We start from the raw sequence: 26168 nt of genomic DNA, 5'->3' as shown, positions 1-26168 counted from the left end.
CCACAGCCGTTCCAAGCCGGCCCGCGCCTGGGCTACAGTCGGCGCAGCCAACACCGCCCTTTTCCTCTCCTTCCTCCTGAAAACCCATGTCCGTTCAAGACGACATCCGCCAGCGATTTGCCGAGCTGAGCCCGGCCCTGCAACAGGTGGCCCGCTTCGTGCTGGAGCATCCCAACGATGTGGTCACGGCCTCCATGCGCAGCGTGGGCACGCGCGCCGGCAGCCCGCCCGCCACGTTGGTGCGGTTTGCGCAGTGGCTGGGTTTTGACGGCTGGCCGCAGCTCAAGCAGGCCTTCGCGCAGGACATGGGGCTGGGCAGCGACGAGGCCTACGGCCAGCGCGCCAAGGCCTTGGTGGGCCGCGCTGGCGACCATGACCTGGTGGGCGAGACCTTCGAGGTGCACCGCCGCAATCTGGAGGCCACCGAGCGGCGCCTGGGCGATGCGTTGCAGCAGGCCTGCGCACTGCTGGAAAAGGCCCGCAGCGTGCATGTGGCGGGCTTTCGCGCCAGCTACCCCGTGGCCTTTTCATTTGTCTATGTGTACCGGCTGCTGCGCGCCAGCGTGCACCTGCTGGACGGCCAGGGCGGCACGCTGGAGATGCAATGCCGCGCCATGGAGCGCGGCGACGCCCTGCTGGTAGTCGCCTTTGCGCCCTACTCGCGCGAGGCGCTGGCCGTGGCCCAGGCCGCCAGGGATGCGGGCTGCCGTATCGTGGCGCTGACCGACAGCCCCGCCTCGCCCCTGGCGCTGCTGGCCGACGCCACGCTGCTGTTTTCGCTGCACAGCCCGTCGTTCTTCCCCTCCATCACCTCGGCCGTGGCGCTGTCCGAGGCCCTGGTGGAACTGCTGGCCAGCCGCGCCGGCAAAGGCGTGGTGCAGCGCATCGACCAGGCCGAGGAGCAATTGTTTGCCAGCGGTGCGTATCTGGAGGCACCTCGGTCGAGGAAAGCCGGTCGCGACTAGCCCAAGGCCGAAGCCGCCATTTGCGCCACAGCCATCGCAGCGCCAGGATCGTCACCGTCTTCCATGCTCCAGACGGCAGACAGTCCCGACCAGGCCAGCACCCATTGCAGCAGCCGCCTTTGCTCCATGCCCGAGACTTCGGCAATGGTGGCCATGCGGCGCACAAAGCGCCCCGGCGCCAGCGCGCTGGCGCGGTCGGGATTGCTCAGGATGTTGGCGTAGTCGAAGCCGCGCTCACCGTGCAGGCCCTTGGGGTCGATGGCCAGCCAGCCCAGGGGGCCGAAGTCCAGCACATTGCCGTGGTGAAGGTCACCATGCAGCACGGTCACGTCGCGCGGTGCGGCCAGCAGCTCGCGCGCCGTGGTGGCGCACAGGCCGAGCAGGCTGGCGGTTCCATGGCCTTGTGCAAGCAATGCATGGAACCACTGCGTCAGCGGCACCAGGGGTGGCAACGCCTTGGCGCGCGGCAGGTGCAGGCGCTTGGCAGCGGTGCACAGGATGCGCGTGGCCTCCTCATCGCGCGCGCCACGGGCCATCTCCACCAGCGATTCGGGTCCTGTGGCGCGCAGCATCAGCAGGGCCGGCCCTTCCTGGGCCAGCACAGGTGCAGCGCCGTCGCCATTCCACCAGGCCATCAGGCGGGCGCCGGCCATCTCTTCGGGCTCCAGCGCAATCTTGAGCATGGCGGGCGTGCCGCCCTGGCGCACGGGCAGCAACACGCCGCGCGGCGTGGACAGGGGCTGGCCATCGATGGTCAGAGCCCAGCGGCTCAGATACGGCGCATGGAGAGACATTTTTTTCTGGCGGGCGGATCAGGCAGCCGCAGCTTGCCCCCGCAGCCGTGGCAGGGCCAGCCACTGCCCGTCGATGGCGCGGATGCGCAGCCGGTGCTCGAACACGGCCTCCAGCGCCGCATGCGTGGCCGCGTCGGCGCAGGCCCCCTGGCGCACCACTTGCCCCTTGTCGAGAATGACCAGGTCCTGGGCCTGCAAGGCCATCGATATCTCGTGCAGCACACTGACCACGGTGCGGCCCTGGGCGACCAGGGCCTGCACGCATTCGAGCCAGTCGGCCTGGTGCGGCGGGTCGAGGTTGGCCAGGGGTTCGTCCATCAGCAGCACGCGGGCCTGCACGGCCAGGGCACGCGCCAGCAGCACGCGCTGGCGCTCCCCGCCCGAGAGACTGCCCACGCTGCGCATGCGCCAGTCCCAGCCCTGGGTCTCGCGCAGGGCCTGCTCCACGGCGGCATGGTCTGCCTGGCTGGGGGCAGCCAGCCAGCCCTGGTGCGGCAGGCGGCCCAGCATGACCACGTCATGGACCCGCATGTCGCCGGCCACGGGCTGGTTCTGGCCCAGCCAGGCGAGCGAGCAGGCCCGTTCGCGCGCACTCCATTGCCGCAGCGGGCGGCCCAGGAGCTCCACCTCCCCTTGCACGCCAGCGCCGGACTCCATGCCTGCCAGGGCGCGCAGCAGCGTGGATTTCCCGGCGCCGTTGGGGCCGACGATGGCGGTCCAGCGGCCGGCGGGCAGGGCCAGGCTCAGGCCGCCCAGGACCTGTCGATCGCCCAGGCGAACCTTCAGCGCGCGCGCTTGCAGGGCGGGGGCCGTCATGCGCCCTCCCCGCCGCGCAGGGCGTGGCGGCGGTGCATGAGCCACAGCAGGTAGCTGCCGCCCAGCAAGGCCGTGAGCGCGCCCACGGGCAGCTCCTGCGGGGCGATGAGCCAGCGCGCCAGCAGGTCGGCGGCCAGCAGCAGCACGGCGCCCATGCCCGCGCTGAGCACCAGCAGCCAGCGGTGCATGGACCGCACCATGGAGCGCACCAAATGCGGCGCGGCCAGGCCGACGAAGGCGATCAGCCCGGTCTGCGCCACGGCCGTGCCCGTGGCCAGGGCCAGCAGCAAGATAAGCACCATGCGCAGCGGCGCCAGCGGCAGGCCCAGGCTGTGGGCCGTGGCCTCGCCCAGGGACATGCCGTCGAGCACGCGGCCCAGGCACCAGGCGCCCAGGGTGGTGGCCAGCAGCACGGCCAGCATCAGCGCGCAGGCGCCCCAGCCGATGAAGGAGGTGCTGCCCAGCATGAAGGCCTGCATGGCCTGCATGATGTCCGGGTTCATCAGCAGCACCAGGGACGCGGCCGCGCCCAGAACCACCCCCACCACCACGCCGGCCAGCAGCAGGCGCATGGTGTTGTGCACGCCCTGGGCCAGCACCAGGGTCAGCAGCACGGCCAGGGCCGCGCCCGCAAAGGCCGCACCCGTGACACCCAGGCGCGCCAGGCCCGCCAGTGCGAAGGGCGAGGCGCCCAGCGCCGCCATGCTCAATGCAACGCCCAGCGAGGCGCCCGAGGCACTGCCCAGCAGATAGGGATCGGCCAGCGGATTGCGGAACACGCCCTGGGCGATGGCCCCGGCCAGCCCCAGCAGGCCGCCCGCCAGCCATGCGCCCGCCGTGCGGGGCAGCCGGATCTCGGTGACGATCTGCCAGGACAGCGGATCGCTGCGCGCCGCCCACACGCTCTCCCAGCCCGTGCTGCCCACACCCGCGCCCAGCAGCATGAGCAGGGCACTCACGACCAGCAGGGCCAGTGCCATCCAGGGCGCAGCCAGGCCGCTGTCGTGCCTGCGGGCCTGCCTCACCGTGCGGCCCCGTTCAGGCAGCGCGCCATCAGCGCAGCGCCCTCGGCCATGCGCGGGCCGGCGCGCACCAGCACGTCCAGCTCGGCTGGCACAAAGCGACAGACGCGCCCGGCCTGCATGGCACGCAGGCGGCCCCAGCCCGGATAGGGCTCGCCCGATGCGCTCAGGCTGCGGTCGCCGCCCAGGATGAAGTCCGGGTCGGCGCGCACCACGAATTCAGGGTTGATGCGCGGGAACGGCCCCAGCTGCGCACCCACGATGTTGCGCATGCCCAGGCGCGCCAGGGTCTCGCCGATGAACGAAGACTCGCCTGCGGCAAAGGGGCCGCGGTTGACCTCGAAATACACGGTCTGCCCGCGCAGCGCGGGGGCCATGCTGCGCTCCACCTCCTGCATGCGCGCCTCGATGGCGGACCAGACACGGTCGGCGCCCTGCGCGGGCGGCAGGTCCAGCAACTGGCCCACGGTGCGCAGCACGGCCTGCGCATCGGCATGGGTGCGCGGCTCCAGCGCCACCACCTTGAGGCCCAATGCCTGCAGCCGCGCCACCGAGCGCGAGGCCATGGACACCAGCACCAGATCGGGCTTGAGCGCGACAATGGCCTCGATATTGGGGTCCATGCCGCCGCCCACCACAGGCAGGGTCTTCACATGGGCCGGCCAGTTCGAATAGCGGTCCACGCCGACCAGGCGCTGGCAGCCGCCCAGCTCGCATACGGTCTCGGTCAGCGAGGGCAGCAGGCTGACGATGCGCTGCGGCGGCTGTGGCAGCTCCACCGGAGCGCCCCGCCCGTCCGTGACCCGGATGGCAGCCTGCGCCGCAGACAGCGCCAGTGCCAACGCCAGGCCCCACAGGGCGAGACGCCATGGCCTCACGGCTGCGGGCCCTTGAGCGCCAGCGGCAGGCCGGCGCACATCAGCGTGACGGTTTCACAGCTTTGCGCCGCACGCTGGTTGAGCACACCCAGCGCATCCACAAAGGCCCTCACTTGCGATCCCAGCGGGATCACGCCCAGGCCGATCTCGTTGCCGACCAGGATCACCGGGCCGGGCGCAGCTTGCAAGGCGGCCAGAAAGGCCGTGCATTGGCCCTCCCATCCGCGCGCCAGTTCCTCGGAAGGCTGGGCCGGCATCATCCAGTTGGTCAGCCACAGCGTCAGGCAGTCCACCACCAGCAGGCGCTGCGGCGTGCTGTGCCGCGCAAGCATGGCGGCCAGGTCCAGCGGCTCCTCAAGCGTGGCCATGCCGGGCACGCGCTCGGCGCGGTCGCGCCGGTGGCGGGCGATGCGCTCGCGCATTTCGTCGTCCCAGGGCTGGCCGGTGGCGATCAGCGCGGCCTCGCGGTCCAGGGCGCCATCGAGCCAGGCGCGGGCCAGCAATTCGGCACGGCGCGACTTGCCGCTTTTCTGGCCGCCCAGAATGAGTTGGCTGCGCGCAAGCGAATAGGTGGAGATCTGGTCGGTCATGACGCCTGGCCCGCGGGAATGTCAGCGCCCAGCAGCGCCGCCACGGCGCGCGGCTGCGAGGCAAACCAGGCATGGAAATAGCTGGCGTGCACGCTGCCCTGGCGGTACAGCGCCTCGCCCCGGTCGGGCTGGGGAGCCTGGCCAGGGCGGCTGCTGCGCCCGGCCTCGGCCATGGACGTGTCCAGCCGGCTGTAGTGGAAGGTATGGCCGCGCAACAGGCCCCAGGGCGTGGGCAGTTGCTGCATGCCCAGGCCGGCCAGGCGCGGCTGCATGCGCGCATGGCCGGGCAACAGGCCCCAGAGGTCCGTGGTCCGGCCCGCAGTGTCGGTCAGTCGTTCGCACAGCGCCAGCATACCGCCGCACTCGGCCCAGACCGGCCGGCCGGCTGCCACGTGGGCGGCAATGTCACCGCGCAGCGCGGCCTGGGCGGCCAGCGCGTCCAGGTGCAGTTCCGGATAGCCGCCGGGCAGCCACAGCGCATCGCACTGCGGCAGGCGCTCTGCGGCCAGGGGCGAGAAGAAGGCAATCCGCGCACCCATGGAACGCAGGCAGTCGAGGTTGGCCTGGTAGATGAAGCTGAAGGCCGCATCACGCGCCACCGCCACGGTGCGGCCCGCCAGCCAGGGCTGCACGGCTTCGGCAGGTTCCGGGCACGGTTCAAAGTCCACGGACCAGTCCTGCCAGCTGGCGCTCTGGCCGGCTTCGGCCTGCCAGGGCAACTGGCCCAGCGGCGTGGCCAGCAGCGCATCGGCGGCCACGTCCAGGCGCTGCAGGGCATCGTCCAGCTCATGCGCGGCAACCAGGCCCAGGTGCCGCTCGGGCAGCAGCGAGGTGGTGCCTGCACCCTGCACCCGCGCCAGCGCGCCCAGCCACAGCGAAGGCTCGCGCAGGCCGGCACGCAGCAGGTCGGCATGGTGGGCGCTGCCCACGCGGTTGGCCAGCAGGCCGGCCCAGCGCAGGCCGGGCCGGTAGTGCTGCAGGCCATGGGCCAGTGCGCCAAAGGTGCCGGCCATGCCCGAGGCGTCGATCACGGCCAGCACCGGCAGGCCCAGCCGCTCGGCCACATCGGCCGCGCAGGGCGTGCCGTCGAACAGGCCCATGACGCCTTCCACCAGGATGAGGTCGGCCTCGCAGGCGGCGGCGTGCAGGCGCGCACGCATGTCGGCCTCGCCCGTCATCCACAGATCGACGCTGTGCACGGGCGCGCCGCTGGCCAGCTCGTGCCAGTGCGGGTCCAGGAAGTCAGGGCCGCACTTGAACACGCGCACGCGGCGCCCCTGGCGCGCATGTAGCCGCGCCAGCGCAGCCGTCAGCGTGGTCTTGCCCTGGCCCGAGGCCGTGGAAGTGATCAGCAGCGCCGGGCAGCGTGCCCCGCCCCGGCCAAGGTCAATATTCATGTGTATTTGTTTGCTCCGTGCGACGCTGCCTTGAACCGGCCGCTCCGCCAACGCGGCGCATTGTAGTGCGCACCCCCGCCGTATCCGCACCCTACCCGCACCGCGCCCGCAACCAATGCTTACGCATTACACCCCGCCGAAGCAGACGTGTCCTACACATGGCGCTACGATTTTGTGAGACAGTCTGCCGCCTGCGCTCGAATACCTGAGCACGGCGCTGACGTCAAGCCTTCTAAGCCCCCCTGCTATCAGGTTTCCTCGGATACTTCCACGGAATGCGCTCACTTCGTTCGCACGTCCTACAATCTCAGCGTCTATGACCTCCCAGACTTCCCTCGACCACATTGCAGAGCGCGTGGAGCGCCTGCTGGTTCGCCACGAGGAACTGCAACGCACGAATGCGCTACTCGCCGAACAGGTGGCGGCCCTGACCCAGGAGCGTGATTCGCTGCGCTCGCGGCTCAACGCCGCCCGGGCCCGCGTCGATGCCCTGATCGAGCGCCTGCCCTCCAACCAGGGGGCTTGACCCCCTTCGCAACCGCCGACGCCCGAACGCCCATGAAGCAGATCGAAGTGCAAATCCTGCAGCAAAGCTATGTGCTGACCTGCCCCGATGGCCAGGAAGAGCGTCTGCTCGAGGCCGTGCGCCGTGTGGACACGGCCATGACCCGGATCCGCGACAGCGGCAAGGTCCGCTCGCGCGAGCGCGTGGCCGTGCTGTCCGCGCTGAACATGGCCTTCGACGTGCTGGACCGCGAAGCGCAGGAAAGCGCCATGGCCACGGCCCAGGCCGAAATGCAGTCCCTGCATGACGAGGTCACTTCGCAGCATGCCGCCCAGTCCCTGCCGCCCGAGCCCAGCCCCGAGGAACTGGCCGAGCGCCAGCGCCAGCAGGCCCTTGCCGAGCAACTGGTGCTGCGCCTGGACCAGGCCCTGGAAAGCGATGCACGGCTGCTCTGAGCCGCTGCACTCCCCGTCTACCCAACGGCCTCTTCGGAGGCCGTTTTTCATGGCATCGGCCATGTCAATGGAAAGCCCATGCCGTTCAAAGAACTTGATTGCGGGCCTGCTCAATCGCCGTAGAATGGAGGCGTCTGCAAACCCGCCGGGCTTTATAGTTCCTTGGACCAATGCTCTATGAGCCCGGGCTTGGTACATTGCCATTCGAGCGTGATCGTCTCGCGTTAGATGAACCCAACGTCTGGCTGCCCTTGCCCCCCTGAACCCCGGTTCAGGATGACGGCCCGGTGGTCTTTGCAGACACCTGATTCCAACCCGGCGCACCTCCACGGTGCGCCGGGTTTTTTGTTGCCCGCCCCTCCCCGCCCATCCACTACCAACCTTCTGCCGCATGCCTGACCTGCTGTTTCTCGAACTGGCCCTGCTGGGCCTGTGCTCCGGCTTCCTGGCCGGCCTGCTGGGAGTGGGCGGCGGCATGGTGCTCGTGCCGTTTCTGACCTACTTTCTCGACAAGCGCGGGGTCGGCCCGGATCTGTCCGTGAAGATGGCGATCGCCACGGCCATGGCCACCATCGTGTTCACCTCGATCTCCAGCCTGCGCGCCCACCACGGTCGTGGCGCCGTGCGCTGGGACATCGTGCGCAGCCTGGCGCCGGGCATCATCACGGGCGGCCTGCTCGCCAGCCTGGGCGTTTTCGCGCTGCTGCGCGGCAAGTACCTGGCACTGTTCTTTGGCGTATTCATCGGCTACATGGCGCTTCGCATGCTGCGCAGCAACAGCCAGCCCACGGCCACGCGCGCCCTGCCCGGCCCGCTGGGGCTGTACGGCGCGGGCACGGGCCTGGGCTTCATCTCGGGGCTGGTGGGTGCGGGCGGGGCCTTCATCAGCGTGCCCTTCATGATGCGCTGCTCGGTGCCCATGCACATGGCCGTGGGCACCAGCGCGGCACTGGGGTTTCCGATTGCCGTGGTGAATGCGGCGGGCCTGATCTTCACCGGCGCGGGCGACGCGGGGCGCCCCGAATACTCGCTGGGCTACCTGTGGCTGCCGGCCCTGCTGGCCCTGGCCTGCTGCAGCGTGCTGACGGCACCGCTGGGGGCACGGGCCGCGCACCGGCTGCCCGTGGGCCAGCTCAAGCGCATCTTTGCCACGCTGCTGTTCGGCCTGGCGGCCTACATGCTCTGGAAGGGCTTGAGCGCAGGCAGCTGAGCGCTCGCGGCCTGGGCCATTCTCTGCCGGTAGGCGATGGCGCCAATGCCGGCGCGCTGGGCCTGCAGGCATTCGCCGAACTGCTCGCGCGGCAGGCCCGGTGCACACAGGAAGCCCTGGAAGTAGTGGCCCTGCATGCGGTGGATGGCCGTCAGCTGCTCGTGCGTTTCCACGCCCTCGGCCACGATCTCCACGCCCAGCGCCAGCCCCAGGCTGATGATGGCGCCGACGATGGCCTGGTCGCCCTCGTCGCTGGGCAGGCCGCGCACGAAGCTCTGGTCGATCTTGATCTTGGAGATGGGCAGCTTCTTCAGGTAGGCCAGGTTGGAGTAGCCGGTGCCGAAGTCGTCAATCACCATGCCCACGCCCAGATCGGCGATCTGGCATACGCGCAGCGCCATGTCCTGGGCGTCCTGCAGCAAGATGCTTTCCGTCAGCTCCAGCTCCAGCAGCTGGGGTGTGAGGCCGTAGCTGCGCAGCAGCTCGGTCACCCGCTCGACAAAACCTGACTGGCGGAACTCCAGCGCCGACACGTTGACCGAGACCTTGATGGGCATGCCCTGCTGCTGCCAGCGTGCAGCCTCCTGCACGGCCTGTTCCATGACCCAGGCGCCCAGCGTGACGATGTAGCCCGACTCCTCGGCCAGCGGGATGAAGACACCCGGCGAGACCACGCCGAATTCGGGATCGGTCCAGCGCAGCAGCGCCTCGGCGGCGACGATGCGGTCGCTGTCTATGTGCACCTGCGGCTGGAAGTAGACCGCCATGCGGCCATGCTCCAGCGCCTGGCGCATGGCGTGCTCCAGCTTCATGCGCGACAGCAGGCCGGCGCTCATCTGCGGCTGGTAGAAGCTGAAATGGCCCCGGCCCCGCTCCTTGACGCGGTACATGGCAGTGTCGGCTTGGCGGATCAGTTCATCCAGCGTGAGGCCATCGGCCGGGTACTGGGCCACGCCGATGCTGCACTGCACGGAGAAACCCAGGCCGTCGAGCAGGAAGGGGCGCTCCATCTCCTGCAGGATGCGCTTGGCCACCGACGCGGCCAGCTCGGCGTTGCAGCCCTGCAGATAGAGCACGAACTCGTCGCCACCCAGGCGGCACAGGATGTCCACGGGCCGCATGCAGTCGCTCAGGCGCTGCGCGACCAGCTTGAGCACGCGGTCGCCGAACTGGTGGCCCAGCGAGTCGTTGATGATCTTGAAGCGGTCCAGGTCGATGAACAGGATGCTGAACACCGTGCCGCCTGCGCGCGCGGCCTCGATGGCTGCATCCACGCGCTCCGTGAGGTTCAGGCGGTTGGGCAGGCCGGTGAGCGCGTCGCTGTAGGCCAGCTGTTCAATGCGCTGCTGGGCCACGCGCTGCTGCGTGAGGTCGCGCATGAAGCCGATGCTCTGCACCACGTCGCCCTGCGCGTTGCGCAGCGGCACCCAGGACAGGCGCACGGCGCAGCGCGCGCCGCCAGCCTGGCGCAGCCACAGGTCGCCCTCCCAGAAGCCGCCCTGGTGCCACTGGATGCGGGCCAGGTCGCCCAGGGTGTCGGCCTGGCCTTCGGAGGCCTCGAACAGCGACTCCACCGTGCGCCCCTGCACGGGCATGCCGCCCAGCAGGCGTTCGCAGGCCGGGTTGGTGCGGGCCACATCCATGTAGCCGTCGGCGATGAAGATGCCGTCCAGGCTGGATTCGAAGACGCGCGCGGCCAGCTCCAGGCCCGCCTGGGTCTGGGCCTCGGCCGTGATGTCGCGAAAGGAAAAGATCCGCCCCATGGGCAGGCCCCGGCGCAGCTGGGGCACGGCGCGGCGCTCCAGGATGCGCCCGTCGCGCAGGTCCAGCACGTCGGCCGCCTCCATCAGGGGCTGGGCCGACAGCAGCTTCAACTGGCGCGCATAGGATTCGGCATCGCGCACCTGGCTGGCCAGGTGGTCGAGGATGGCCACGTCGTTGCGGCGCACCAGCAGCGCCTCGGGAATGCCCCAGAGCGTGGCAAAGCGGTGGTTGAAGGCGCGGATGCGGCCATCGGGATCGCAGACCAGGATGGCGTCGGCCGCGGACTCCAGCGTGGCGCGCAGCTCGCCCAGCAGGCTCTCGAACTCGGCCTCGTGCAAGGCCTGCTCGCGCCGGTCCAGCATGCTGACCAGCAGCACCTCGCCGTCGAGCGCGCGCACGCGCATCTCCACGGGCGCCAGCTGACCATCGGCGCGGCGCACCTCGGCAATGAACTGGGCTCCAGCCTGCCAGTTGAAGGGATCGCTCCAGAAAGCCTGCTGCTGCGGCGTGGCGGCCAGCACCTGCACGGGCAGGCCCGGGGCCGCATCGGCCTCATAGCCGGTGACGGATTCGCTGGCGGCGTTGGCGCGCAGCACCTTCAGGGTGCGCGCATCGATCAGCCACAGGGCCTCCTGCAGTGCATCCAGCAGGCGGGGCCAGGCGCGGTTGAGCGCTTGCTTGTTCAAGACGCCACCTTCGGTGGATCCAACTCCACCGCCCGTTCAAAGTAATAGCAGACACGCCGGCGCGGCGACAGGTAGTCCAGCGCATCGCGCGGCAGTTGCGCGGGCGCCACTCCCCGGCGTATGCCCAGCTCGGGAAACAGCTCCAGCGCCAGCACGGGCGCCTGCGCGGCCGGCACGCCGGCATCGTGCACCATCACCGAGGGCTTGAGCGGGCGTGATGCATTCACGGACATGACCATGGCATGGCGCCCGTCGGTCAGCTCCACCACCGAGCCCGGGGGGAACACACCCATCATGCGGATGAAGCCATTGAGCACGGGCGCGGCGAACTTGTCGCGCAGCCGGCTGAACAGCATGGACAGGGCCTCGTGCGGCGTATGCGGCGTCTGTGCATCGCCGGGATTGCACAGGCGGTCGTAGCTGTTGACCAGGGCCAGGATCTGGCCCGTGAGTTCCATGTCTTCGGCCACCAGGCTCAGCGGGAACCCCGTGCCGTCGGCCCATTCATGGTGCTGGGCGATGGCCGTTGTGACCTGGGCCGACAGGCCCATGCGCATGGCAATGGCCACGGATTCGCCCACATGGCGCTCGTAGCGCTCGCGCAGGGCGTCGGGCACGGAAGGCTCCAGGGCCAGACCGTGCATGCCTTCGACACCGGCCACGGGCTTGCCCGCGTCATGCAGCAGCGCCGCCAGGCCCAGGTCGCGCAGCAGCGATTCCTGCAGGCCCAGGGCCCGGCCCAGAAGCAGGCTGAGCACGGTCACGTTGACGGCATGCACGCTCTGGCTGCTGCCCACGCCATCGGACAGCAGGTGAATGGCCACGTCCTGCGGGCCCGCCAGTTCGGCCAGGCAGCCATCGACCAGGGCCTCGGTGGGCATGCGCGCCTGCTCGGGCGCGCTGGCGATGGTGGTCTCTATGGCCACATAGCCGCGCTCCACCTTCTGAAAGCGCGCATTGCAGTCCTCCAGCCGGCCGCGCCAGTCGGGCACGGACAGCAGCAGCGGTGCTGGCGCAGGTTCGGTGGGTGCAGGCTCGGGGGCCACCACGACGGGCGGCAGCTCCTGCGGCGGCGGGGTGCGCACCTCGGCGGGCCAGGTGTCGCTTTTGTGCGGGACACAGCGCACCACCTCCAGGCCCAGGGATTTCAGGGTCTGGATCTGTGCGCTGGAGGTGATCTTGAAGCTGCTGACCGGAAAGGGATGGTTCAGCCACCCAACATCGAGCTGGACAAACATGCCCGGACGGAGGTCTCGGATATCGATGAGGACGGAATGGTTCACGCGCGGCAACGGCCCCGAGGCTGAAGGAATCGGCAATATGTAAGCCGATGATTCGGGCATTATCTCCAGTTCTGAGGGCCTCGCAGCCAATCCGCGACCCCAGGTGCCAAGTCTGGCCTCAGCTGTTGCTCAACGGCACCAGAGGTTGGGCTTGTAGATCAGGTCCATCCACAGCGCCCAGACGGCCACGCCCACCAGCATCAGGCCGGCCAGGCGCGTGCCCCATTCGGCGCGCAGGCCGTTCAGGCGCTGCCGGCCCAGCCGCCACAGCCAGGGGCCGGCCACCAGCCACAGGCCGCTGCCCACGCCAAAGGCCGCCATGGCCAGCGCGCCCTGCAACGGGCCGCCGCTGAGCGCGGCGACCAGCACGGCCGAATACAGCAGTCCGCAAGGCATGAGCGCCCAGGCATAGCCTGCCGCCAGCGTGCCGCCCGGCGCCGACACCCAGGGCTGCACGCGCCGCCAGGCAGCGCGGCCGGCTGACTCCAGCCAGGCGGGCTGGCGGGCCTGCACCATCATGGCCAGGCCCCAGGCCATCACGGCGACATGGGTCAGCGTCCAGAACGGCTGCAGCGCCGTGGTCTGGCTGGTGAGCCAGGACAGGCTTTCCATGGCCAGGGCCGAGGCAGCGCCCAGGCTGGCATAGCCGGCCAGACGGCCGCCGTGGAACAGCGCCGTGCGCAGCCACAGCCGGCTTTGCAATCCATGCACGGCCACCACCTGCGAGCCGCCGCCCTGCCCCGCCCCGCCCGTGACCACGCCGCAGGGCGCAGCGCACATGGCAAGGCAATGGGGCCCGCCGACGAGCCCCATGATCAAAGCGGTCCAGAGGAGCGACAACAGCATGGGGCCTAGATGATCCTCGAAAACCGCGCCCGGTTCTTGTCCGCCTGCAGATATCGGTCAAACAGCATGGCCACGCCGCGCACGAAGTACCAGCCCATGGGCGTGACCTGGAAGCCCTCGTCGCTGATCTGCACCAGGCCCTTGGCCTGCAGGTCCTCCAGGGCCGCCATCTCGGGCGCGAAGTACTCGCGAAAGCCCAGCAGCCATGCCTGCTCCATGGGCTCGAACAGCACGGCGCCCTGGCACATGATGGCCATGATGACGGCGCGGCGCACCAGGTCGTCGCGCGACAGCGCCAGGCCCCGCACCACGGGCAGGTGGCTGGCGTCGATGGCGTCGTAGTACTCCTCCAGCGTCTTGGCGTTCTGGCTGTAGCTGGCACCCACCTTGCCGATGGCCGACACGCCCAGCGCAATCAGGTCGCAGTCGGGCTGGGTGCTGTAGCCCTGGAAGTTGCGGTGCAGCCGGCCCTGGCGCTTGGCCACGGCCAGCGAGTCCTCGGGCAGGGCGAAGTGGTCCATGCCCACATAGACATAGCCACCGTCCATGAACGCGGCGATGGAACGCGACAGCATGGCCAGCTTGTCGGCCCCCTGGGGCAGATCCTCGGCCGCAATGCGCCGCTGCGGCTTGAAGCGCTCGGGCAGGTGGGCATAGGCATAGAGCGCGATGCGGTCGGGCCGCAGCGCGTTGACCTGGGCCAGCGTGCGCTCGAAGGATTCGGGCGTCTGCTTGGGCAGGCCGTAGATCAGGTCCACGTTGATGGAGGCAAAGCCCAGCTGCCGCGCGGCCGCCACCAGCTCGAACACCTGCTCGGCCGGCTGCACGCGGTGCACCGCGATCTGCACCTGCTCGTCGAAGTCCTGCACGCCGAAGCTCAGGCGGTTGAAGCCCAGCTCCTTGAGCACGGCCAGGCGCTCGACGCTGACGGTGCGCGGATCGACCTCGATGGAGTACTCGCCACCCGGCTCCAGCTTGAAATGCTCGCGCAACAGGCCCATCAGCGTGCGCAGCTCGTCGTCGGAGAAGAAGGTGGGCGTGCCGCCGCCCAGGTGCAGCTGGCTGACGGCCTGGCCCTTGCCGCAATGGGCCGTGTGCAAGGCCATCTCGCGCGCCAGGTAGTCCAGGTAGACGGCAGCGCGATCATGGTGACGCGTCACGATCTTGTTGCAGGCGCAGTAGTAGCAAAGCGACTCGCAAAAGGGCACGTGCACATACAGCGACAAAGGCATGGCACGCGCTGCGGTACTCGATTTGCGTTGTTGCAGCGCCAGGATATAGTCCTCTGCACCAAAGGCCTCGACAAAGCGGTCGGCGGTAGGGAACGAGGTGTATCGGGGCCCCGGTACGTCAAAGCGACGCAGCAGCTCTGGGGTGACAGCGGTCATGGGTTTTTTCCTCTAATACCTCGACTGTGCCGCAGCACATCGGTCATGTCCTTGACTCATATCAAGAGTTGTTTGAGGGACTGCTGCGACAATTTGATCCAACTCATCGCAATCCACGAGGTCACCGCCGGCACGCTGTGTGCCGCTGATGTTTATCACTCCATGAACCTTCAGACCATCAAAGCCTCCTGCTCCAACTGCAACCTGCGCGAACTGTGCATGCCCATGGGCCTGGATGCCGAGCAGATGCAGCGCATCGACGACATCGTGGCCACGCGCCGCAAGGTCAAGCGCGGAGGCCTGCTGTTTCGCAACGGCGAGACATTCACCTCGCTGTACGCCATCCGCACCGGCTTCTTCAAGACCTGCGTGGCCACCGAGGACGGACGCGACCAGGTCACAGGCTTTCAGATGGCCGGCGAGATCATCGGCCTGGACGGCATCGTCAACGACCACCACACCTGCGATGCCGTCGCGCTGGAAGACGCCGAAGTCTGCGTCATGCCCTTCGACAAGCTGGAAGACCTGTCGCGCGAGGTCACGGCCCTGCAAAACCATGTGCACAAGGTCATGAGCCGCGAGATCGTGCGCGAGCACGGCGTGATGCTGCTGCTGGGCAGCATGCGCGCAGAAGAGCGCCTGGCCGCCTTCGTGCTCAACCTGGTGCAGCGCCTGCATGCGCGGGGCTTTTCCAAGTCCGAACTGGTGCTGCGCATGACGCGCGAGGAAATCGGCAGCTACCTGGGCCTGAAGCTGGAGACGGTGAGCCGCACCTTCTCCAAGTTCGCGGACGACAACATCATTGAGGTGCGCCAGCGCCATCTGCGCATCCTGGACACGGAGGCGCTCAAGCGCATCGTCAACAGCCAGCAGTGCCAGTGAGGCTGCAAGGGCGGCAAGCATTCATCCGCCAATGAACAAGGCCCGCGACAGCGGGCCTTGTTCATTGCGGCGGGCTCTCGCTCAGTCCCGCCCCAGCCCCTGCATGGCCAGGTCCGGGTCGGGCTCGGAGACCACGCCGTCATTGAGATCGCGGGCCGAGCGGCCCAGCATGGTGGTCATCAGGCTGGAGAGCATGGTCACGCCCCAGAAGGCGAAGAAGGCCAGCGTGTAGATGCCCTGGCGCGACCAGCCCAGGTCGCCGAGCCAATGCAGCTCCAGCGGGTCCACAAAGGCAAAAACCAGCATCTCCATCACGGCGGCTGCCAGAAAGGCAGGCCAGGCAATCCACATCCAGCGTTGGGCCAACATCAGCGATCTCCTTGTGCTGTCGAGGGGTCGCCTTCATTGTGCGCCGCGCCAACGCATGGCGCCAAGCCCCGCAGCGCCCTGCACGCCTGTAGGAAACCCTCACCCGTCGCGCATGCCGGAGATGCGATCCGCCATGCAAAAAGGCCGCGACTGCGGCCTCTTGCAGGGGTGCACGGCGATCAGCGGTCCGTGGGGTGATCGTGCGCGGGCGTAGCCGCATGGTTGCGGCCGGTGACGGCGGGCGCCATGCTCTTGGGCACTTCGCGCACGCCATCGGCACGCTCGTTGATCGTGATGCCGTTGCGGTAGTAGTCGGGGTCGATCACGGGATCGGCGCCATTGATGGCGATGATGGCCGTGATCACGGCAGCGACCACCACGGCCGCCGGGCCGGCCACCACCAGCCAGACATGGCCGAACCTCCACCAGGGCTTGCCGGCGTCGGGGTGCGAGGGAGCCTGCGCGGGCGCGGAAACTGCGGGACTGGAAGACATGGGAAACCTCTTTCTTTCAGGCGGCAGGCGCGGACCGTGCCGCGCCTGCCAGGAACATCACCGGGGCACCAGGAAGACGGCCTTTTCGGACGCGCGTCCCGCGCCTGAATGCACGGCATCGATATCGAAGAATACGGTGTGCGAGCCCGGCTCGGCCGAACCGTAGGGAATCTGCAGTCGCGCCGCAATGCCGCGCGTCTCGGCCGGGCCGACCTCGACTTCCTGCTCGGACGCCAGCTCCAGCCCATCGAGGCCATGGGCGCTGATGCGATAGCGCTGGGCCTGCTCGGTGGCATTCATGATCTGCAGGCGGTAGACATTCTCCAGCTTGCCGCCCGCCACGATGCGCGACAGCGAGGCGCGGTCGCGGATCACGTCCACCTTGACCGACTGGCGCAGCGCCAGGCTCACGATCATGGCCACGCTCAAGCCGATCAGCACGGCCGAGTAGATCAGCACGCGCGGACGGAAGATGCGGCGCAGCACCTGGGCACGCCGCCACAGGCCGGCCATGGCGTTCTGCGTGGTCAGGCGGATCAGGCCGCGCGGGTACTCCATCTTGTCCATGATGGAATTGCAGGCGTCTATGCACAGGCCGCAGCCAATGCATTCGTATTGCAGACCGTTGCGGATGTCGATGCCCACCGGGCAGACCTGCACGCACATCTTGCAGTCGATGCAGTCGCCCAGGCCCTGGGCCTTGTAGTCCACCTTCTTGGTGCGCGGCGCACGCGGCTCGCCCCGGCCCGTGTCGTAGCTGACGATCATGGTGTCCCGGTCGAACATGGCGCTCTGAAAGCGCGCATAGGGGCACATGTACTTGCAGACCTGCTCGCGCATGTAGCCCGCGTTGCCATAGGTGGCAAAGCCGTAGAACAGCACCCAGAACATCTGCCAGCTGCCCTGCAGCGCCAGCAGTTCGCCGCCCAGCTCGCGGATGGGCACGAAGTAGCCCACGAAGGTGAAGCCGGTCCACAGCGCAATGGCGATCCACAGCAACTGCTTGAGCGACTTCTTCCAGGCCTTCTCGAAGGTCCAGCCGTTCTTGTCCAGCCGCATGCGCGCGCTGCGGTCGCCTTCGACCTTGCGCTCCACCCACATGAAGATCTCGGTATAGACCGTCTGCGGGCACGAGAAGCCGCACCACAGGCGCCCGGCCACGGCCGTGAACAGGAACAATGCCAGCGCCGAGATGATCAGCAGGCCCGCCAGGTAGATGAAGTCCTGCGGGTACAGCACCAGCCCGAAGAGATAGAAGCGCCGCGTTCCGAGGTCGAACAGCACCATCTGGCGCTGGCCCCACTCCAGCCAGGGCAGGCCGTAGAAAACCAGTTGGGTGAGAAACACCAGGGCCCATCGCCAGCGAGCGAAGACACCGCTGATGGAGCGCGGGTAGACCTTCTTTTCCGACTCGAACATCGACACCAGCTCGCCCGGATCAGGCGTGGCCGGCGTGATCGGAATGACTTTGCGGGGAGGCTTCCCGGTGTCATCCCCGCTCTCGGGCTTCATGGTGGGTTCCTTTGTTTTTTTGAAATATCTGAAAACTCAAAACGCAAAAAGGCGGCGCCGCAGCGCCGCCCCTGTGCTTACTGACGGACTGCGCCGTCTTTGTGCGACATGCCCCAGACATAGGAAGCAAGCACCGCGATCTGCGCCTCGGTCAGCTTGTCCTTCTGGGCAGGCATCTCGTTGTGCTTGCCGTTGTTGATCATGGCCGTGATGGCGGCCTCGCCCCAGCCGTGCAGCCAGATGTCATCGGTCAGGTTGGGCGCGCCCAGGGCCTGGTTGCCCTTGCCGTCCATGCCGTGGCAGGCAGCGCAGGCCGTGAACTTGGACTTGCCCAGCGAGGCCTTGAGCGAGTCGTGCGGGCTGCCCGACAGGCTCAGCACATAGTGCGAGAGGTTGCGCACATCGTCGGGCGTGCCGACGGCAGCGGCCATGGGCGGCATGATGCCGATGCGGCCACCCGTGATGGTTTCCCTGATCTTCTCGGGCGTGCCGCCATGCAGCCAGTCGCCATCGGTCAGGTTGGGGAAGCTCTTGCCGCCGCGTGCGTCCGAGCCGTGGCACTGTGCGCAGTTGTTCATGAACAGGCGCTCGCCGATGGCCATGGCCTGGGGGTCCTTGGCCATGTCTTCGGTGCTCATGCTCGTGAACTTGGCGTACAGCGGCTCCAGGTCCGCGCGGGCCTTGGCCATCTCGTTTTCATAGGCGCCCAGCTGCGTCCAGCCCAGCTTGCCCGCGAACGAGCCCAGGCCCGGATAGGCCGCCAGGTAGGCGAAGCCGAACACCGAGGTGATGATGAACAGCCACATCCACCACTTGGGCATGGGGTTGTTCAGCTCGCGCAGGTCCTCGTCCCAGACGTGGCCCGTGGTGTTGTCGGCCGAGGGGACCACCTTCTTGCGTGCGGTGAGATACAGCAGCAGCAGGCAGCCGATGATGCCGCCCAGCGTGATCGCCGTGACATAGATCGACCAGAAGATGTTTACGAAATCGCTCATGGGAAGTTCTCGTTCTGGTGGAGGGACTCAGTCTTGCTCGAACGGCAGCTGGGCGGCCTCGTCGAAACGGGCCTGGTTGCGGCGGGCGAACGCCCACCACCAGATGCCGATGAAGCAGGCCAGCGAGGCCAGCGTGGCCACGATGCGCATGGTGGTGATGTCCATGTCGCTCTCCTTTACTTGACCGAACGGCCCAGGATCTGCAGGTAGGCGATGACGGCGTCCATTTCCGTCTTGCCCTTGACCTGCTCGGCAGCGCCGCTGATTTCCTCGTCGCTGTAGGGCACGCCCACCTTGCGCAGCGCGCTCATGTGCTGGGCGACCACGGTGTCATCCACCTTGTTCTTTTCCAGCCAGGTGTAGGCAGGCATGTTGGACTCGGGCACCACGTCGCGCGGGTTGTTCAGGTGGATGCGATGCCATTCGTCGCTGTACTTGCCGCCCACGCGGTGCAGGTCGGGACCCGTGCGCTTGGAACCCCACTGGAAGGGGTGGTCATAGACGAACTCGCCAGCCACCGAGTAGTGGCCGTAGCGCATGGTCTCGGCGCGGAAGGGGCGGATCATCTGCGAGTGGCAGTTGTAGCAGCCCTCGCGCAGATAGACGTCGCGGCCCATCAGCTGCAGCGGCGTGTAGGGCTTGAGGCCCGCCACCGCTTCCGTGGTCGACTTCTGGAAGAACAGCGGAACGATTTCCACCATGCCGCCGACGGCGACCACCAGCAGGGTCAGCACGATCAGCAGGAAATTGTTGGTTTCCACCTTCTCGTGGGAAAAGCTCTTGGGAGCGCTATTGTTGTGATCGGACATGAGTAATGCTCCTAGACGCTCAGGCGTGGGCCACGACGGCAGGCACGGCCACCTTCACCGAACGGCCCGAGATCGCGGTCTTCCAGGTGTTCCACAGCATGACCAGCATGCCGCCCAGGTACAGCAGGCCACCGGCCACGCGGATCACGTAGAACGGATAGCTGGCCTTGACGCTTTCGACGAAGGTGTAGGTCAGCGTGCCATCGGGATTGACGGCGCGCCACATCAGGCCCTGCATCACACCGGCGATCCACATCGCGGCGATGTACAGCACGATGCCGATGGTGGCCATCCAGAAGTGCAGCTCGATGGCGCCCACCGAGTGCATCTTGGTCTTGCCGAACAGGCGCGGGATCAGGTAGTACAGCGAGCCCATGGTGATCAGGCCCACCCAGCCCAGGGCACCCGAGTGAACGTGGCCCACGGTCCAGTCCGTGTAGTGCGACAGCGCGTTGACGGTCTTGATGGACATCATCGGACCTTCGAACGTGGACATGCCGTAGAACGACAGCGACACGATCAGGAAGCGCAGGATGGGGTCGTCGCGCAGCTTGTGCCATGCGCCCGACAGCGTCATCACGCCGTTGATCATGCCGCCCCAGCTGGGAGCCAGCAGGATCAGCGAGAACACCATGCCCACGGACTGCGTCCAGTCGGGCAGCGCGGTGTAGTGCAGGTGGTGGGGACCCGCCCACATGTAGGTGAAGATCAGCGCCCAGAAGTGGACGATGGACAGGCGGTAGCTGTAGACCGGACGGCCAGCCTGCTTGGGGATGAAGTAATACATCATGCCCAGGAAGCCTGCGGTCAGGAAGAAGCCCACGGCGTTATGGCCGTACCACCACTGCACCATCGCGTCCTGCACGCCGGCGTAGGCCGAGTAGCTCTTCATCCAGCCGGCCGGAATGGCTGCGCTGTTGACGATGTGCAGCAGTGCCACGGCGATGATGAAGGCGCCGAAGAACCAGTTGGCCACGTAGATGTGACGGACCTTGCGGATGCCGATGGTTCCGAAGAACACGATGGCATACGAAACCCAGGTCACGGCGATCAGCAGGTCGATCGGCCACTCCAGCTCGGCGTACTCCTTGCCCTGGGTGTAGCCCAGCGGCAGGCTGATGGCGGCGGCGAGAATGACGATCTGCCAGCCCCAGAACGTCAGGCTGGCCAGCTTGGGCATGAACAGCCGCGTCTGGCAGGTGCGCTGCACCACGTAGTAGCTGGTTGCGAACAGCGCCGATCCGCCAAAGGCAAAGATCACGGCGTTCGTGTGCAGCGGACGCAGGCGCCCGTAGCTCAGCCATGGAATGCCGAAGTTGAGTTCCGGCCAGGCCAGCTGCGAGGCGATCAACACCCCGACAGCCATGCCTACCACCCCCCAGACGACGGCCATGATAGAGAACTGCCTTACGACGGAATCGTCGTAATAGACAGCGTTTTTATTTGAACTATCCATCGTGCACCCCTTAGATTGCTATCAAAGTGTTACGTTCTTCGCTCCCGGGCGTATTGACCCACGTCAATCGTCCCGAAGAATGCGCTCACCCTCTTGCTCCACACTCTCGAACTGCCCGCGATATACGGCCCACCACAGGGCCGCAAGGATGGCCAGCACCAGCACCACCGACAGCGGGATCAGCAAATACAAAATATCCATGGTCAGTTCCCCGTGGCGCTGACGCGCCACGCCTTGCCCCCAGAACGGGCGCGATCCAGCTCAGTGACACCGAGCAAGAGCCGCCTCGCGGCGAAGGTGTCGTTCCCCTCCCGCGAAGCGAGAGAGGGGGAAGCGGCGCAGCCGCTCAGGGGGTGTATTTCCATCAGAACCTCCCCACCGTTGCGGTGGAGCCCGTCTTCATCGCGACGGACGCTGCGGGCGCAGCAGGCGTGCCCGTGTGATTCGTTGCAGCCAGTGGCAGGCTGCGCGCAAGGCGCGCGGCATTCATCACCACCAGCAGCGAACTCAGTGCCATTCCCAGGCCGGCCACCCAGGCAGGCATGAAGCCCGCCAGGGCCAGCGGAATCGACACCGCGTTGTAAGCGGCTGCCCAGGCCATGTTCTGGCGCACCACCTGCAGCGTGCGGCGCGACAACAGGCATGCCTGGAGTACCAGTTCCAGGCTGTCACCCAGAACAACGAAATCTGCGCGCGATTGTGCCAGGGGCACTGCTCTACCAAACGCAAAAGAGACATGCGCTCCAGCTAAAACTGGGCCGTCGTTGAGGCCGTCGCCCACCATGGCCACGTGGTGGCCGGCAGCCTGCGCCTGCTGCAGGCGCTCCAGCTTGTCCTGCGGGCTGCAGCCGCCTTCGGCCTGGGTGATGCCCACGCGCGCCGCCATGGCGCGGGCCGCGTCCTCGCGGTCGCCGGACAGCAGCATCACCTGCACGCCATGCCGGTGCAGCGCCTGCACCACGGCGGCGGCCTCGGGCCGCACGTCCTCGCTGAGGACGAAGCGGGCCAGCGTGTGCCAGCCCTGCGATGTCTCCTCGGCCAGCAGCACACCCTGCACGGGCTGCTCCCCGGCCAGGCCTGCGTGCAGGGCCGAGCCCAGCCGCAGATGGCGGCGCGCGCCGGCGCGCTGCACCCAGGCGTCCAGGCCCAGGCCGGCCATTTCCTGCATGGTGTCCAGCTTCCAGTCGGTGGCGGCATCGGCGCCGGCCTGCGCAATGGCGCGCGAGGCCGGGTGGATGGACTGGCGTGCCAGCAGCGCCGCCAGTGCCAGCACTTCGTCGGCGTCTTCGCCCGCAGCAGGCTCGAAGGACGACAGGGCCAGGCCATCGCGCGTGAGCGTGCCGGTCTTGTCGAACACCAGGGTGTCCACGGCGGCCAGCGCCTCCAGGCCCTGCAGGTTGCGCACCAGCACGCCGCTGCGCGCCAGCGTGCCGGCGGCAGTGAGCATGGCCACGGGCGTGGCCAGCGACAGCGCGCAGGGGCAGGTGACGATGAGCACGGCCACCGCCACCATCATGGCCTTGCCGGGATCGGTGGGCCACCACCAGATGGCGGCGCCCAGCGCAGCCAGCAGCACCACGACGAGAAAGGGCCGCGCCACCTTGTCGGCCAGCTGGGCCAGCCGCGGCTTTTGCAGCGAGGCGCTTTCCATCAGGCCCACGATCTGGGCGAAGCGCGTATCGGCGCCCACGCCATCCACACGCACATCGACCACGGCATCCAGGTTGTAGCTGCCGGCCGTGACGGTATCGCCCTCGGCACGCAGCACGGGCGTGGACTCGCCGGTGAGCAGGGCCTCGTCGGCATGGGTGCGGCCGCGCACGATGGTGCCGTCGGCCGGGAAGGCCTCGCCACTGAGCACGCGCACCCGGTCGCCCGCGCGCAGCCGGCGCGTGGCCACGCGCTCGAAATGGCCGGCTGCGTTCTCGCGCAGCACGGCATCGGGCAGGCGGTTCATCACCGCTTCCAGCGCGCCGGCCGTGCGGTCGCGCAGGCGCAGCTCCAGCCAGCGGCCGGACAGCAGGAAGAAGACGAACATGGTCAGCGAGTCGTAGAAGACTTCCTCGCCGAAGGGGCCCGAAGGATCGAAGGTGCCCAGCGAACTGATCACGAAGGTGATCAGCATGCCCAGGGCCACGGGCAGTTCCATGCTCACGCGGCGCTGGCGTATGTCGCGCAGCGCGCTGGAGAAGAAGGGGCCGCAGCAAAACAGCACCACGGGCAGCGAGATGACCCAGGAGGCCCAGCGCAGCAGCGTCTCCATCTCCTGCGACAGGTCGCCGGGGCGGGCCACGTAGGCGGGCCACGCATACATCATCACCTGCATCATGCAAAAGCCGGCCACCAGCCAGCGCCACAGCGCCCGGCGGCTCTCAGCCTGGCGGCGCTCGCGCGCAAAGGCATCGCGTGCGGGAAGCGCCTGGTAGCCGGCGCGCCGCACGGCCTCCATCCACTCGGAGGGAAGCACCTGCGCATGGCGCCAGGTGACACGGGCGCGGCGCGTGGCAGCACTGACTTCGGCCTTCTCCACTCCGGGCACGGCACGCAGCGCATCCTCGATGGTCAGGGCGCATGCGGCACAGTGCATGCCTTCCAGAACGACGTGCGAATCCCAGGCGGGAAAGTCGGTAGGTTCCTTGGAAGGGTCGGCGGGAGTTGGGGGGCCTGCGGGCCGTCCGAACGAACTCCACTCCTGCGGGTCATCCAGCAGCCGGGCGGTGGCCTGCTGCGAGGGCGAGGGGCCTGAATCAAGCGCCGCCACTGCCGCCTCGCTGGATGGGGCTATCGTGGTGTGGGGCATGGTTCTTAGCGTAATCGGGCCGCATGATAAGCGTATTGACATTAATCAACCGTTAACTCATGGTTGGGTCTATGCTGACTTCATCCCATCCATCAGCACACACGAAAGGAGCACGCATGTACAACCGCATCCTGATCGCCACCGACGGTTCCGAGCTTTCCGACAAGGCCGTGGACAGCGGGCTGGGCCTTGCCGCGCTGTGCGGCGCCAGCGTCGTCGTCGTCCAGGTGGTGCAACACTATCCGCGCAGCTACTTCGAGGGCGGCGAGACCGTGGACCTCAAGCAGATCGAGCGCATCGAAGGCCAGTGGACTTCCAACGCGCAGACCGTGCTGGATGCCATCCATGCCAAGGGACAGGCTCTGAAGGTCAACGTGACCACCGAGATCGTCAAGTCCGACCTGGTCGCCGAAAGCGTGATCGACGTGGCCAAGCGCCGCGACTGCGATCTCATCGTCATGGCCTCGCACGGCCGCAAGGGCCTGCAGCGCCTGCTGCTGGGCAGCGAGACGCAGCATGTGCTCACGCACACCCATATCCCCGTGCTCGTCCTGCGTTGAAGGGTAGCGGCAGCCTCGGCGGCCGCCACACAAAAAAAGGCATCGGCGGCGCCGATGCCTTTTGCTTTTTCAATCAGGCCAGGGCGCAATCCGCACCCTGGCGCCAACTCAGGCGAACAGCTGCTTGTGCTCGTCGCGCAGCAGGTTCTTCTGCACCTTGCCCATGGTGTTGCGCGGCAGCTCCTGCACTACGAAGCAGCGCTTGGGAATCTTGAAATTGGCCAGCTGGCCCTTGAGCGCATCGACCACCGCCTGGGGCTCCAGGGCGGCACCGGGGCGCGGCACGACCACGGCCACGCCCACTTCGCCGAAGTCCGGGTGCGGCACGCCGACCAGGGCGCTTTCGGCCACGCCGGGCAGCTCGTTGATGAAGCCTTCGATCTCGGCCGGATAGACGTTGTAGCCGCCCGAGATGATCAGGTCCTTGCTGCGGCCCACGATGCTCACATAGCCCCGCTCGTCGAGCTTGCCCACGTCGCCCGTGCGGAACCAGCCATCGGCCGTGAACTCCTCGGCCGTCTTCTCGGGCATGCGCCAGTAGCCCTTGAACACATTGGGGCCACGCACCTGGATGTTGCCGATCTCGCCCACGGGCACCTGCTGGCCTGCGTCGTCCACGATGCGCACGCCCACGCCGGGCAGCGCAAAGCCCACGGTGCCGGCGCGGCGCTCGGACTGGCCGCCGTTGTGCGCGTCGGCGCGGTAGGGATTGGAGGTCAGCATGATGGTCTCGCTCATGCCGTAGCGCTCCAGGATGACGTGGCCGGTGCGCTCCTGCCAGTCGCGGTGCGTCTCCACCAGCATGGGTGCCGAGCCCGAGATGAACAGCCGCATGTGGGCCGCCGCCTCGCGCGTGAGCCGCGCGTCCGCCAGCATGCGCACGTAGAGCGTGGGCACGCCCATGAAGACGGTGGCGTCGCGCATGCGCGAGATCACCGTGCCGGGCTCGAACTTGGACAGCCAGATCATGGGGCTGCCATTGATCAGCGCGCCGTGGATGGCCACGAACAGGCCGTGCACATGGAAGATCGGCAGCGCGTGAATGAGCACATCCCCCTCCTGCCAGCCCCAGTAGTCCTTGAGCGTCTCGGCGTTGGACAGCATGTTGCCGTGCGTGAGCATCGCCCCCTTGCTGCGGCCCGTGGTGCCGCTGGTGTAGAGGATGGCGGCCAGGTCGTCCTCGCCGCGCTTCACCACCTCATGCTCGTCGCCATGGTGGGCCGCGCGTTCCAGCAGCGTGCCGCTGCGGTCGTCGCCCAGGGTGTAGACATGGGCCACGCCCGAGGTGAAGGCGATCTTGGAGACCCAGCCGAAATTGCCCGGCGCGCAGACCACGACGGCGGGCTCGGCATTGCCCACGAAGTATTCGATCTCGGCGCTCTGGTAGGCCGTGTTCAGCGGCAGGAAGACATGGCCGCTGCGCAGCGTGGCCAGATAGAGCATCAGCGCCTCGACCGACTTTTCCACCTGCACGGCGATGCGGCTGGCGGGCGGCAGTTGCAGCGACTGCAGCAGGTTGGCCATGCGCGCGCTGCCACGGTCCAGGTCGGCCCAGCTGTAGAACAGGCTGGCGCCGTCCGCGCCTATGGCCTCTACGGCCCACTTCTGCAGATCCTGGGGAAAGGCGGCGCGCAAGGCAGCGAACAGATTGCGGTTGGTCATGGCTGTGAAGAAGAAGGAAGAGTCCGCGGG

At 67.8% G+C, this 26168-nt stretch carries 26 protein-coding genes; 6 read left to right on the top strand and 20 right to left on the bottom strand.

Going from position 1 to position 26168, the window contains the following annotated elements; all coding sequences use genetic code 11:
• The first annotated feature begins 86 nt into the window (after positions 1–86).
• Positions 87–965, top strand: coding sequence for a MurR/RpiR family transcriptional regulator (locus BO996_RS13045; protein ID WP_034391831.1), 879 nt, complete (start codon positions 87–89; stop codon positions 963–965).
• Here BO996_RS13045 and BO996_RS13040 read toward each other — a convergent pair.
• Genes BO996_RS13040 through BO996_RS13015 form a run of 6 tightly spaced genes read right to left on the bottom strand, consistent with a single transcriptional unit; the run spans position 962 to position 6462 of the window.
• On the bottom strand, positions 962–1759 hold the full coding sequence (locus BO996_RS13040) for an aminoglycoside phosphotransferase family protein (RefSeq protein WP_083571150.1): 798 nt from the start codon (positions 1757–1759) through the stop codon (positions 962–964). The two genes, BO996_RS13045 and BO996_RS13040, sit on opposite strands and share 4 nt — an antisense overlap.
• An 18-nt stretch (positions 1760–1777) precedes the next feature.
• On the bottom strand, positions 1778–2575 hold the full coding sequence (locus BO996_RS13035; protein WP_071954960.1) for an ABC transporter ATP-binding protein: 798 nt from the start codon (positions 2573–2575) through the stop codon (positions 1778–1780).
• Positions 2572–3555 (bottom strand): FecCD family ABC transporter permease, encoded by a 984-nt coding sequence (locus tag BO996_RS13030; protein ID WP_071957092.1) that lies wholly within the window; start codon positions 3553–3555, stop codon positions 2572–2574. Before BO996_RS13030 ends, BO996_RS13035 begins: the two co-directional genes overlap by 4 nt.
• A 41-nt stretch (positions 3556–3596) precedes the next feature.
• Positions 3597–4475, bottom strand: coding sequence for an ABC transporter substrate-binding protein (locus BO996_RS13025; protein WP_071954959.1), 879 nt, complete (start codon positions 4473–4475; stop codon positions 3597–3599).
• The gene (locus tag BO996_RS13020) at positions 4472–5065 is read right to left on the bottom strand and encodes a bifunctional adenosylcobinamide kinase/adenosylcobinamide-phosphate guanylyltransferase (RefSeq protein ID WP_013803219.1); all 594 of its coding nucleotides are present in this window, start codon (positions 5063–5065) and stop codon (positions 4472–4474) included. Before BO996_RS13020 ends, BO996_RS13025 begins: the two co-directional genes overlap by 4 nt.
• Entirely contained in the window at positions 5062–6462 is a 1401-nt protein-coding gene (locus tag BO996_RS13015; protein ID WP_071954958.1) for a cobyrinate a,c-diamide synthase, read from the bottom strand. The genes BO996_RS13020 and BO996_RS13015 overlap by 4 nt, the downstream gene beginning before the upstream one ends.
• A gap of 316 nt (positions 6463–6778) precedes the next feature.
• On the opposite strand from BO996_RS13015, the gene BO996_RS13010 reads away from it, so the two are divergent.
• The 3 genes from BO996_RS13010 (at position 6779) to BO996_RS13000 (ending at position 8632) form a co-directional block, all read left to right on the top strand.
• Positions 6779–6988: a hypothetical protein gene (locus BO996_RS13010; protein WP_012204637.1), complete on the top strand. Its 210-nt coding sequence runs from the start codon at positions 6779–6781 to the stop codon at positions 6986–6988.
• A gap of 32 nt (positions 6989–7020) precedes the next feature.
• Positions 7021–7422: a cell division protein ZapA gene (locus BO996_RS13005; RefSeq protein WP_012204636.1), complete on the top strand. Its 402-nt coding sequence runs from the start codon at positions 7021–7023 to the stop codon at positions 7420–7422.
• 391 nt (positions 7423–7813) lie between these two features.
• Entirely contained in the window at positions 7814–8632 is an 819-nt protein-coding gene (locus tag BO996_RS13000) for a sulfite exporter TauE/SafE family protein (protein ID WP_012204635.1), read from the top strand.
• Here the strand turns inward: BO996_RS13000 and BO996_RS12995 are convergent.
• The 4 genes from BO996_RS12995 to hemN all read right to left on the bottom strand — a co-directional run bounded on the left by BO996_RS12995 (position 8596) and on the right by hemN (position 14599).
• Complete coding sequence (locus tag BO996_RS12995) at positions 8596–11082, bottom strand: bifunctional diguanylate cyclase/phosphodiesterase (RefSeq protein WP_013803222.1); 2487 nt, start codon at positions 11080–11082, stop codon at positions 8596–8598. The genes BO996_RS13000 and BO996_RS12995 overlap by 37 nt on opposite strands.
• On the bottom strand, positions 11079–12320 hold the full coding sequence (locus BO996_RS12990; protein WP_063326626.1) for an HD-GYP domain-containing protein: 1242 nt from the start codon (positions 12318–12320) through the stop codon (positions 11079–11081). Before BO996_RS12990 ends, BO996_RS12995 begins: the two co-directional genes overlap by 4 nt.
• A 174-nt stretch (positions 12321–12494) precedes the next feature.
• Complete coding sequence (locus tag BO996_RS12985; protein ID WP_071954956.1) at positions 12495–13211, bottom strand: sulfite exporter TauE/SafE family protein; 717 nt, start codon at positions 13209–13211, stop codon at positions 12495–12497.
• Between the two features lie 5 nt (positions 13212–13216).
• Entirely contained in the window at positions 13217–14599 is a 1383-nt protein-coding gene (hemN, locus tag BO996_RS12980; RefSeq protein WP_013803224.1) for an oxygen-independent coproporphyrinogen III oxidase, read from the bottom strand.
• A 162-nt stretch (positions 14600–14761) separates the two neighbouring features.
• On the opposite strand from hemN, the gene fnr reads away from it, so the two are divergent.
• Positions 14762–15481: a fumarate/nitrate reduction transcriptional regulator Fnr gene (gene fnr / locus BO996_RS12975; protein WP_034391808.1), complete on the top strand. Its 720-nt coding sequence runs from the start codon at positions 14762–14764 to the stop codon at positions 15479–15481.
• Positions 15482–15562: 81 nt separating this feature from the next.
• Here the strand turns inward: fnr and BO996_RS12970 are convergent, their stop codons facing one another.
• From BO996_RS12970 to BO996_RS12930, 9 genes are all read right to left on the bottom strand, one after another.
• Positions 15563–15850, bottom strand: a complete 288-nt coding sequence (locus tag BO996_RS12970) for a hypothetical protein (protein ID WP_013803226.1) — start codon at positions 15848–15850, stop codon at positions 15563–15565.
• Between the two features lie 179 nt (positions 15851–16029).
• Positions 16030–16344, bottom strand: coding sequence for a FixH family protein (locus tag BO996_RS12965; RefSeq protein ID WP_071954955.1), 315 nt, complete (start codon positions 16342–16344; stop codon positions 16030–16032).
• Between the two features lie 57 nt (positions 16345–16401).
• Positions 16402–17856 carry a cytochrome c oxidase accessory protein CcoG gene (gene ccoG, locus BO996_RS12960; protein ID WP_013803227.1) on the bottom strand — a complete coding sequence of 485 codons (1455 nt, stop codon included), beginning with the start codon at positions 17854–17856 and terminating at the stop codon, positions 16402–16404.
• Between the two features lie 77 nt (positions 17857–17933).
• A complete protein-coding gene (ccoP, locus tag BO996_RS12955; protein ID WP_071954954.1) occupies positions 17934–18851 on the bottom strand; it encodes a cytochrome-c oxidase, cbb3-type subunit III in 918 nt (305 codons plus the stop codon).
• A gap of 27 nt (positions 18852–18878) precedes the next feature.
• Positions 18879–19016, bottom strand: a complete 138-nt coding sequence (locus BO996_RS12950) for a cbb3-type cytochrome oxidase subunit 3 (protein ID WP_012204625.1) — start codon at positions 19014–19016, stop codon at positions 18879–18881.
• A gap of 11 nt (positions 19017–19027) precedes the next feature.
• Positions 19028–19660, bottom strand: a complete 633-nt coding sequence (gene ccoO, locus BO996_RS12945; protein WP_071954953.1) for a cytochrome-c oxidase, cbb3-type subunit II — start codon at positions 19658–19660, stop codon at positions 19028–19030.
• A 19-nt stretch (positions 19661–19679) separates the two neighbouring features.
• Positions 19680–21116 carry a cytochrome-c oxidase, cbb3-type subunit I gene (gene ccoN / locus BO996_RS12940; RefSeq protein WP_063326627.1) on the bottom strand — a complete coding sequence of 479 codons (1437 nt, stop codon included), beginning with the start codon at positions 21114–21116 and terminating at the stop codon, positions 19680–19682.
• Positions 21117–21179: 63 nt separating this feature from the next.
• Positions 21180–21317 (bottom strand): cbb3-type cytochrome oxidase assembly protein CcoS, encoded by a 138-nt coding sequence (ccoS, locus tag BO996_RS12935; protein ID WP_013803228.1) that lies wholly within the window; start codon positions 21315–21317, stop codon positions 21180–21182.
• 163 nt (positions 21318–21480) lie between these two features.
• Positions 21481–23916: a heavy metal translocating P-type ATPase gene (locus BO996_RS12930; RefSeq protein WP_071954952.1), complete on the bottom strand. Its 2436-nt coding sequence runs from the start codon at positions 23914–23916 to the stop codon at positions 21481–21483.
• Between the two features lie 116 nt (positions 23917–24032).
• On the opposite strand from BO996_RS12930, the gene BO996_RS12925 reads away from it, so the two are divergent.
• Positions 24033–24476, top strand: coding sequence for a universal stress protein (locus tag BO996_RS12925; protein ID WP_012204620.1), 444 nt, complete (start codon positions 24033–24035; stop codon positions 24474–24476).
• 108 nt (positions 24477–24584) lie between these two features.
• On the opposite strand, the gene BO996_RS12920 is transcribed toward BO996_RS12925, so the two are convergent.
• On the bottom strand, positions 24585–26138 hold the full coding sequence (locus BO996_RS12920; protein WP_071957091.1) for a malonate--CoA ligase: 1554 nt from the start codon (positions 26136–26138) through the stop codon (positions 24585–24587).
• Positions 26139–26168: the final 30 nt, after the last annotated feature.

It is taken from the genome of Delftia sp. HK171, from assembly GCF_001886655.1.
GTDB lineage: Bacteria > Pseudomonadota > Gammaproteobacteria > Burkholderiales > Burkholderiaceae_C > Comamonas > Comamonas acidovorans.
Note: the sequence above shows the minus strand (reverse complement) of the source record. Positions and strands in the feature narration are given on the sequence as shown.

Excerpts from the sequence above, each read along its gene's own strand:
- fnr (WP_034391808.1), top strand. The coding sequence starts at position 14,762 with ATGAACCTTCAGACCATCAAAGCCTCCTGCTCCAACTGCAACCTGCGC.
- BO996_RS12990 (WP_063326626.1), bottom strand. The coding sequence starts at position 12,320 with ATGTTTGTCCAGCTCGATGTTGGGTGGCTGAACCATCCCTTTCCGGTC.
- BO996_RS13020 (WP_013803219.1), bottom strand. The coding sequence starts at position 5,065 with ATGACCGACCAGATCTCCACCTATTCGCTTGCGCGCAGCCAACTCATT.
- BO996_RS13005 (WP_012204636.1), top strand. The coding sequence starts at position 7,021 with ATGAAGCAGATCGAAGTGCAAATCCTGCAGCAAAGCTATGTGCTGACC.
- BO996_RS12965 (WP_071954955.1), bottom strand. The coding sequence starts at position 16,344 with ATGTCTTCCAGTCCCGCAGTTTCCGCGCCCGCGCAGGCTCCCTCGCAC.
- hemN (WP_013803224.1), bottom strand. The coding sequence starts at position 14,599 with ATGACCGCTGTCACCCCAGAGCTGCTGCGTCGCTTTGACGTACCGGGG.
- BO996_RS13030 (WP_071957092.1), bottom strand. The coding sequence starts at position 3,555 with ATGGCACTGGCCCTGCTGGTCGTGAGTGCCCTGCTCATGCTGCTGGGC.
- BO996_RS13015 (WP_071954958.1), bottom strand. The coding sequence starts at position 6,462 with ATGAATATTGACCTTGGCCGGGGCGGGGCACGCTGCCCGGCGCTGCTG.
- BO996_RS12920 (WP_071957091.1), bottom strand. The coding sequence starts at position 26,138 with ATGACCAACCGCAATCTGTTCGCTGCCTTGCGCGCCGCCTTTCCCCAG.
- BO996_RS13045 (WP_034391831.1), top strand. The coding sequence starts at position 87 with ATGTCCGTTCAAGACGACATCCGCCAGCGATTTGCCGAGCTGAGCCCG.
- ccoO (WP_071954953.1), bottom strand. The coding sequence starts at position 19,660 with ATGTCCGATCACAACAATAGCGCTCCCAAGAGCTTTTCCCACGAGAAG.
- BO996_RS12925 (WP_012204620.1), top strand. The coding sequence starts at position 24,033 with ATGTACAACCGCATCCTGATCGCCACCGACGGTTCCGAGCTTTCCGAC.
- BO996_RS13040 (WP_083571150.1), bottom strand. The coding sequence starts at position 1,759 with ATGTCTCTCCATGCGCCGTATCTGAGCCGCTGGGCTCTGACCATCGAT.
- BO996_RS12970 (WP_013803226.1), bottom strand. The coding sequence starts at position 15,850 with ATGTTGGCCCAACGCTGGATGTGGATTGCCTGGCCTGCCTTTCTGGCA.
- BO996_RS12985 (WP_071954956.1), bottom strand. The coding sequence starts at position 13,211 with ATGCTGTTGTCGCTCCTCTGGACCGCTTTGATCATGGGGCTCGTCGGC.
- BO996_RS13010 (WP_012204637.1), top strand. The coding sequence starts at position 6,779 with ATGACCTCCCAGACTTCCCTCGACCACATTGCAGAGCGCGTGGAGCGC.
- ccoS (WP_013803228.1), bottom strand. The coding sequence starts at position 21,317 with ATGGATATTTTGTATTTGCTGATCCCGCTGTCGGTGGTGCTGGTGCTG.
- BO996_RS13000 (WP_012204635.1), top strand. The coding sequence starts at position 7,814 with ATGCCTGACCTGCTGTTTCTCGAACTGGCCCTGCTGGGCCTGTGCTCC.
- BO996_RS12930 (WP_071954952.1), bottom strand. The coding sequence starts at position 23,916 with ATGCCCCACACCACGATAGCCCCATCCAGCGAGGCGGCAGTGGCGGCG.
- ccoP (WP_071954954.1), bottom strand. The coding sequence starts at position 18,851 with ATGAGCGATTTCGTAAACATCTTCTGGTCGATCTATGTCACGGCGATC.
- ccoN (WP_063326627.1), bottom strand. The coding sequence starts at position 21,116 with ATGGATAGTTCAAATAAAAACGCTGTCTATTACGACGATTCCGTCGTA.
- BO996_RS12950 (WP_012204625.1), bottom strand. The coding sequence starts at position 19,016 with ATGGACATCACCACCATGCGCATCGTGGCCACGCTGGCCTCGCTGGCC.
- ccoG (WP_013803227.1), bottom strand. The coding sequence starts at position 17,856 with ATGAAGCCCGAGAGCGGGGATGACACCGGGAAGCCTCCCCGCAAAGTC.
- BO996_RS13035 (WP_071954960.1), bottom strand. The coding sequence starts at position 2,575 with ATGACGGCCCCCGCCCTGCAAGCGCGCGCGCTGAAGGTTCGCCTGGGC.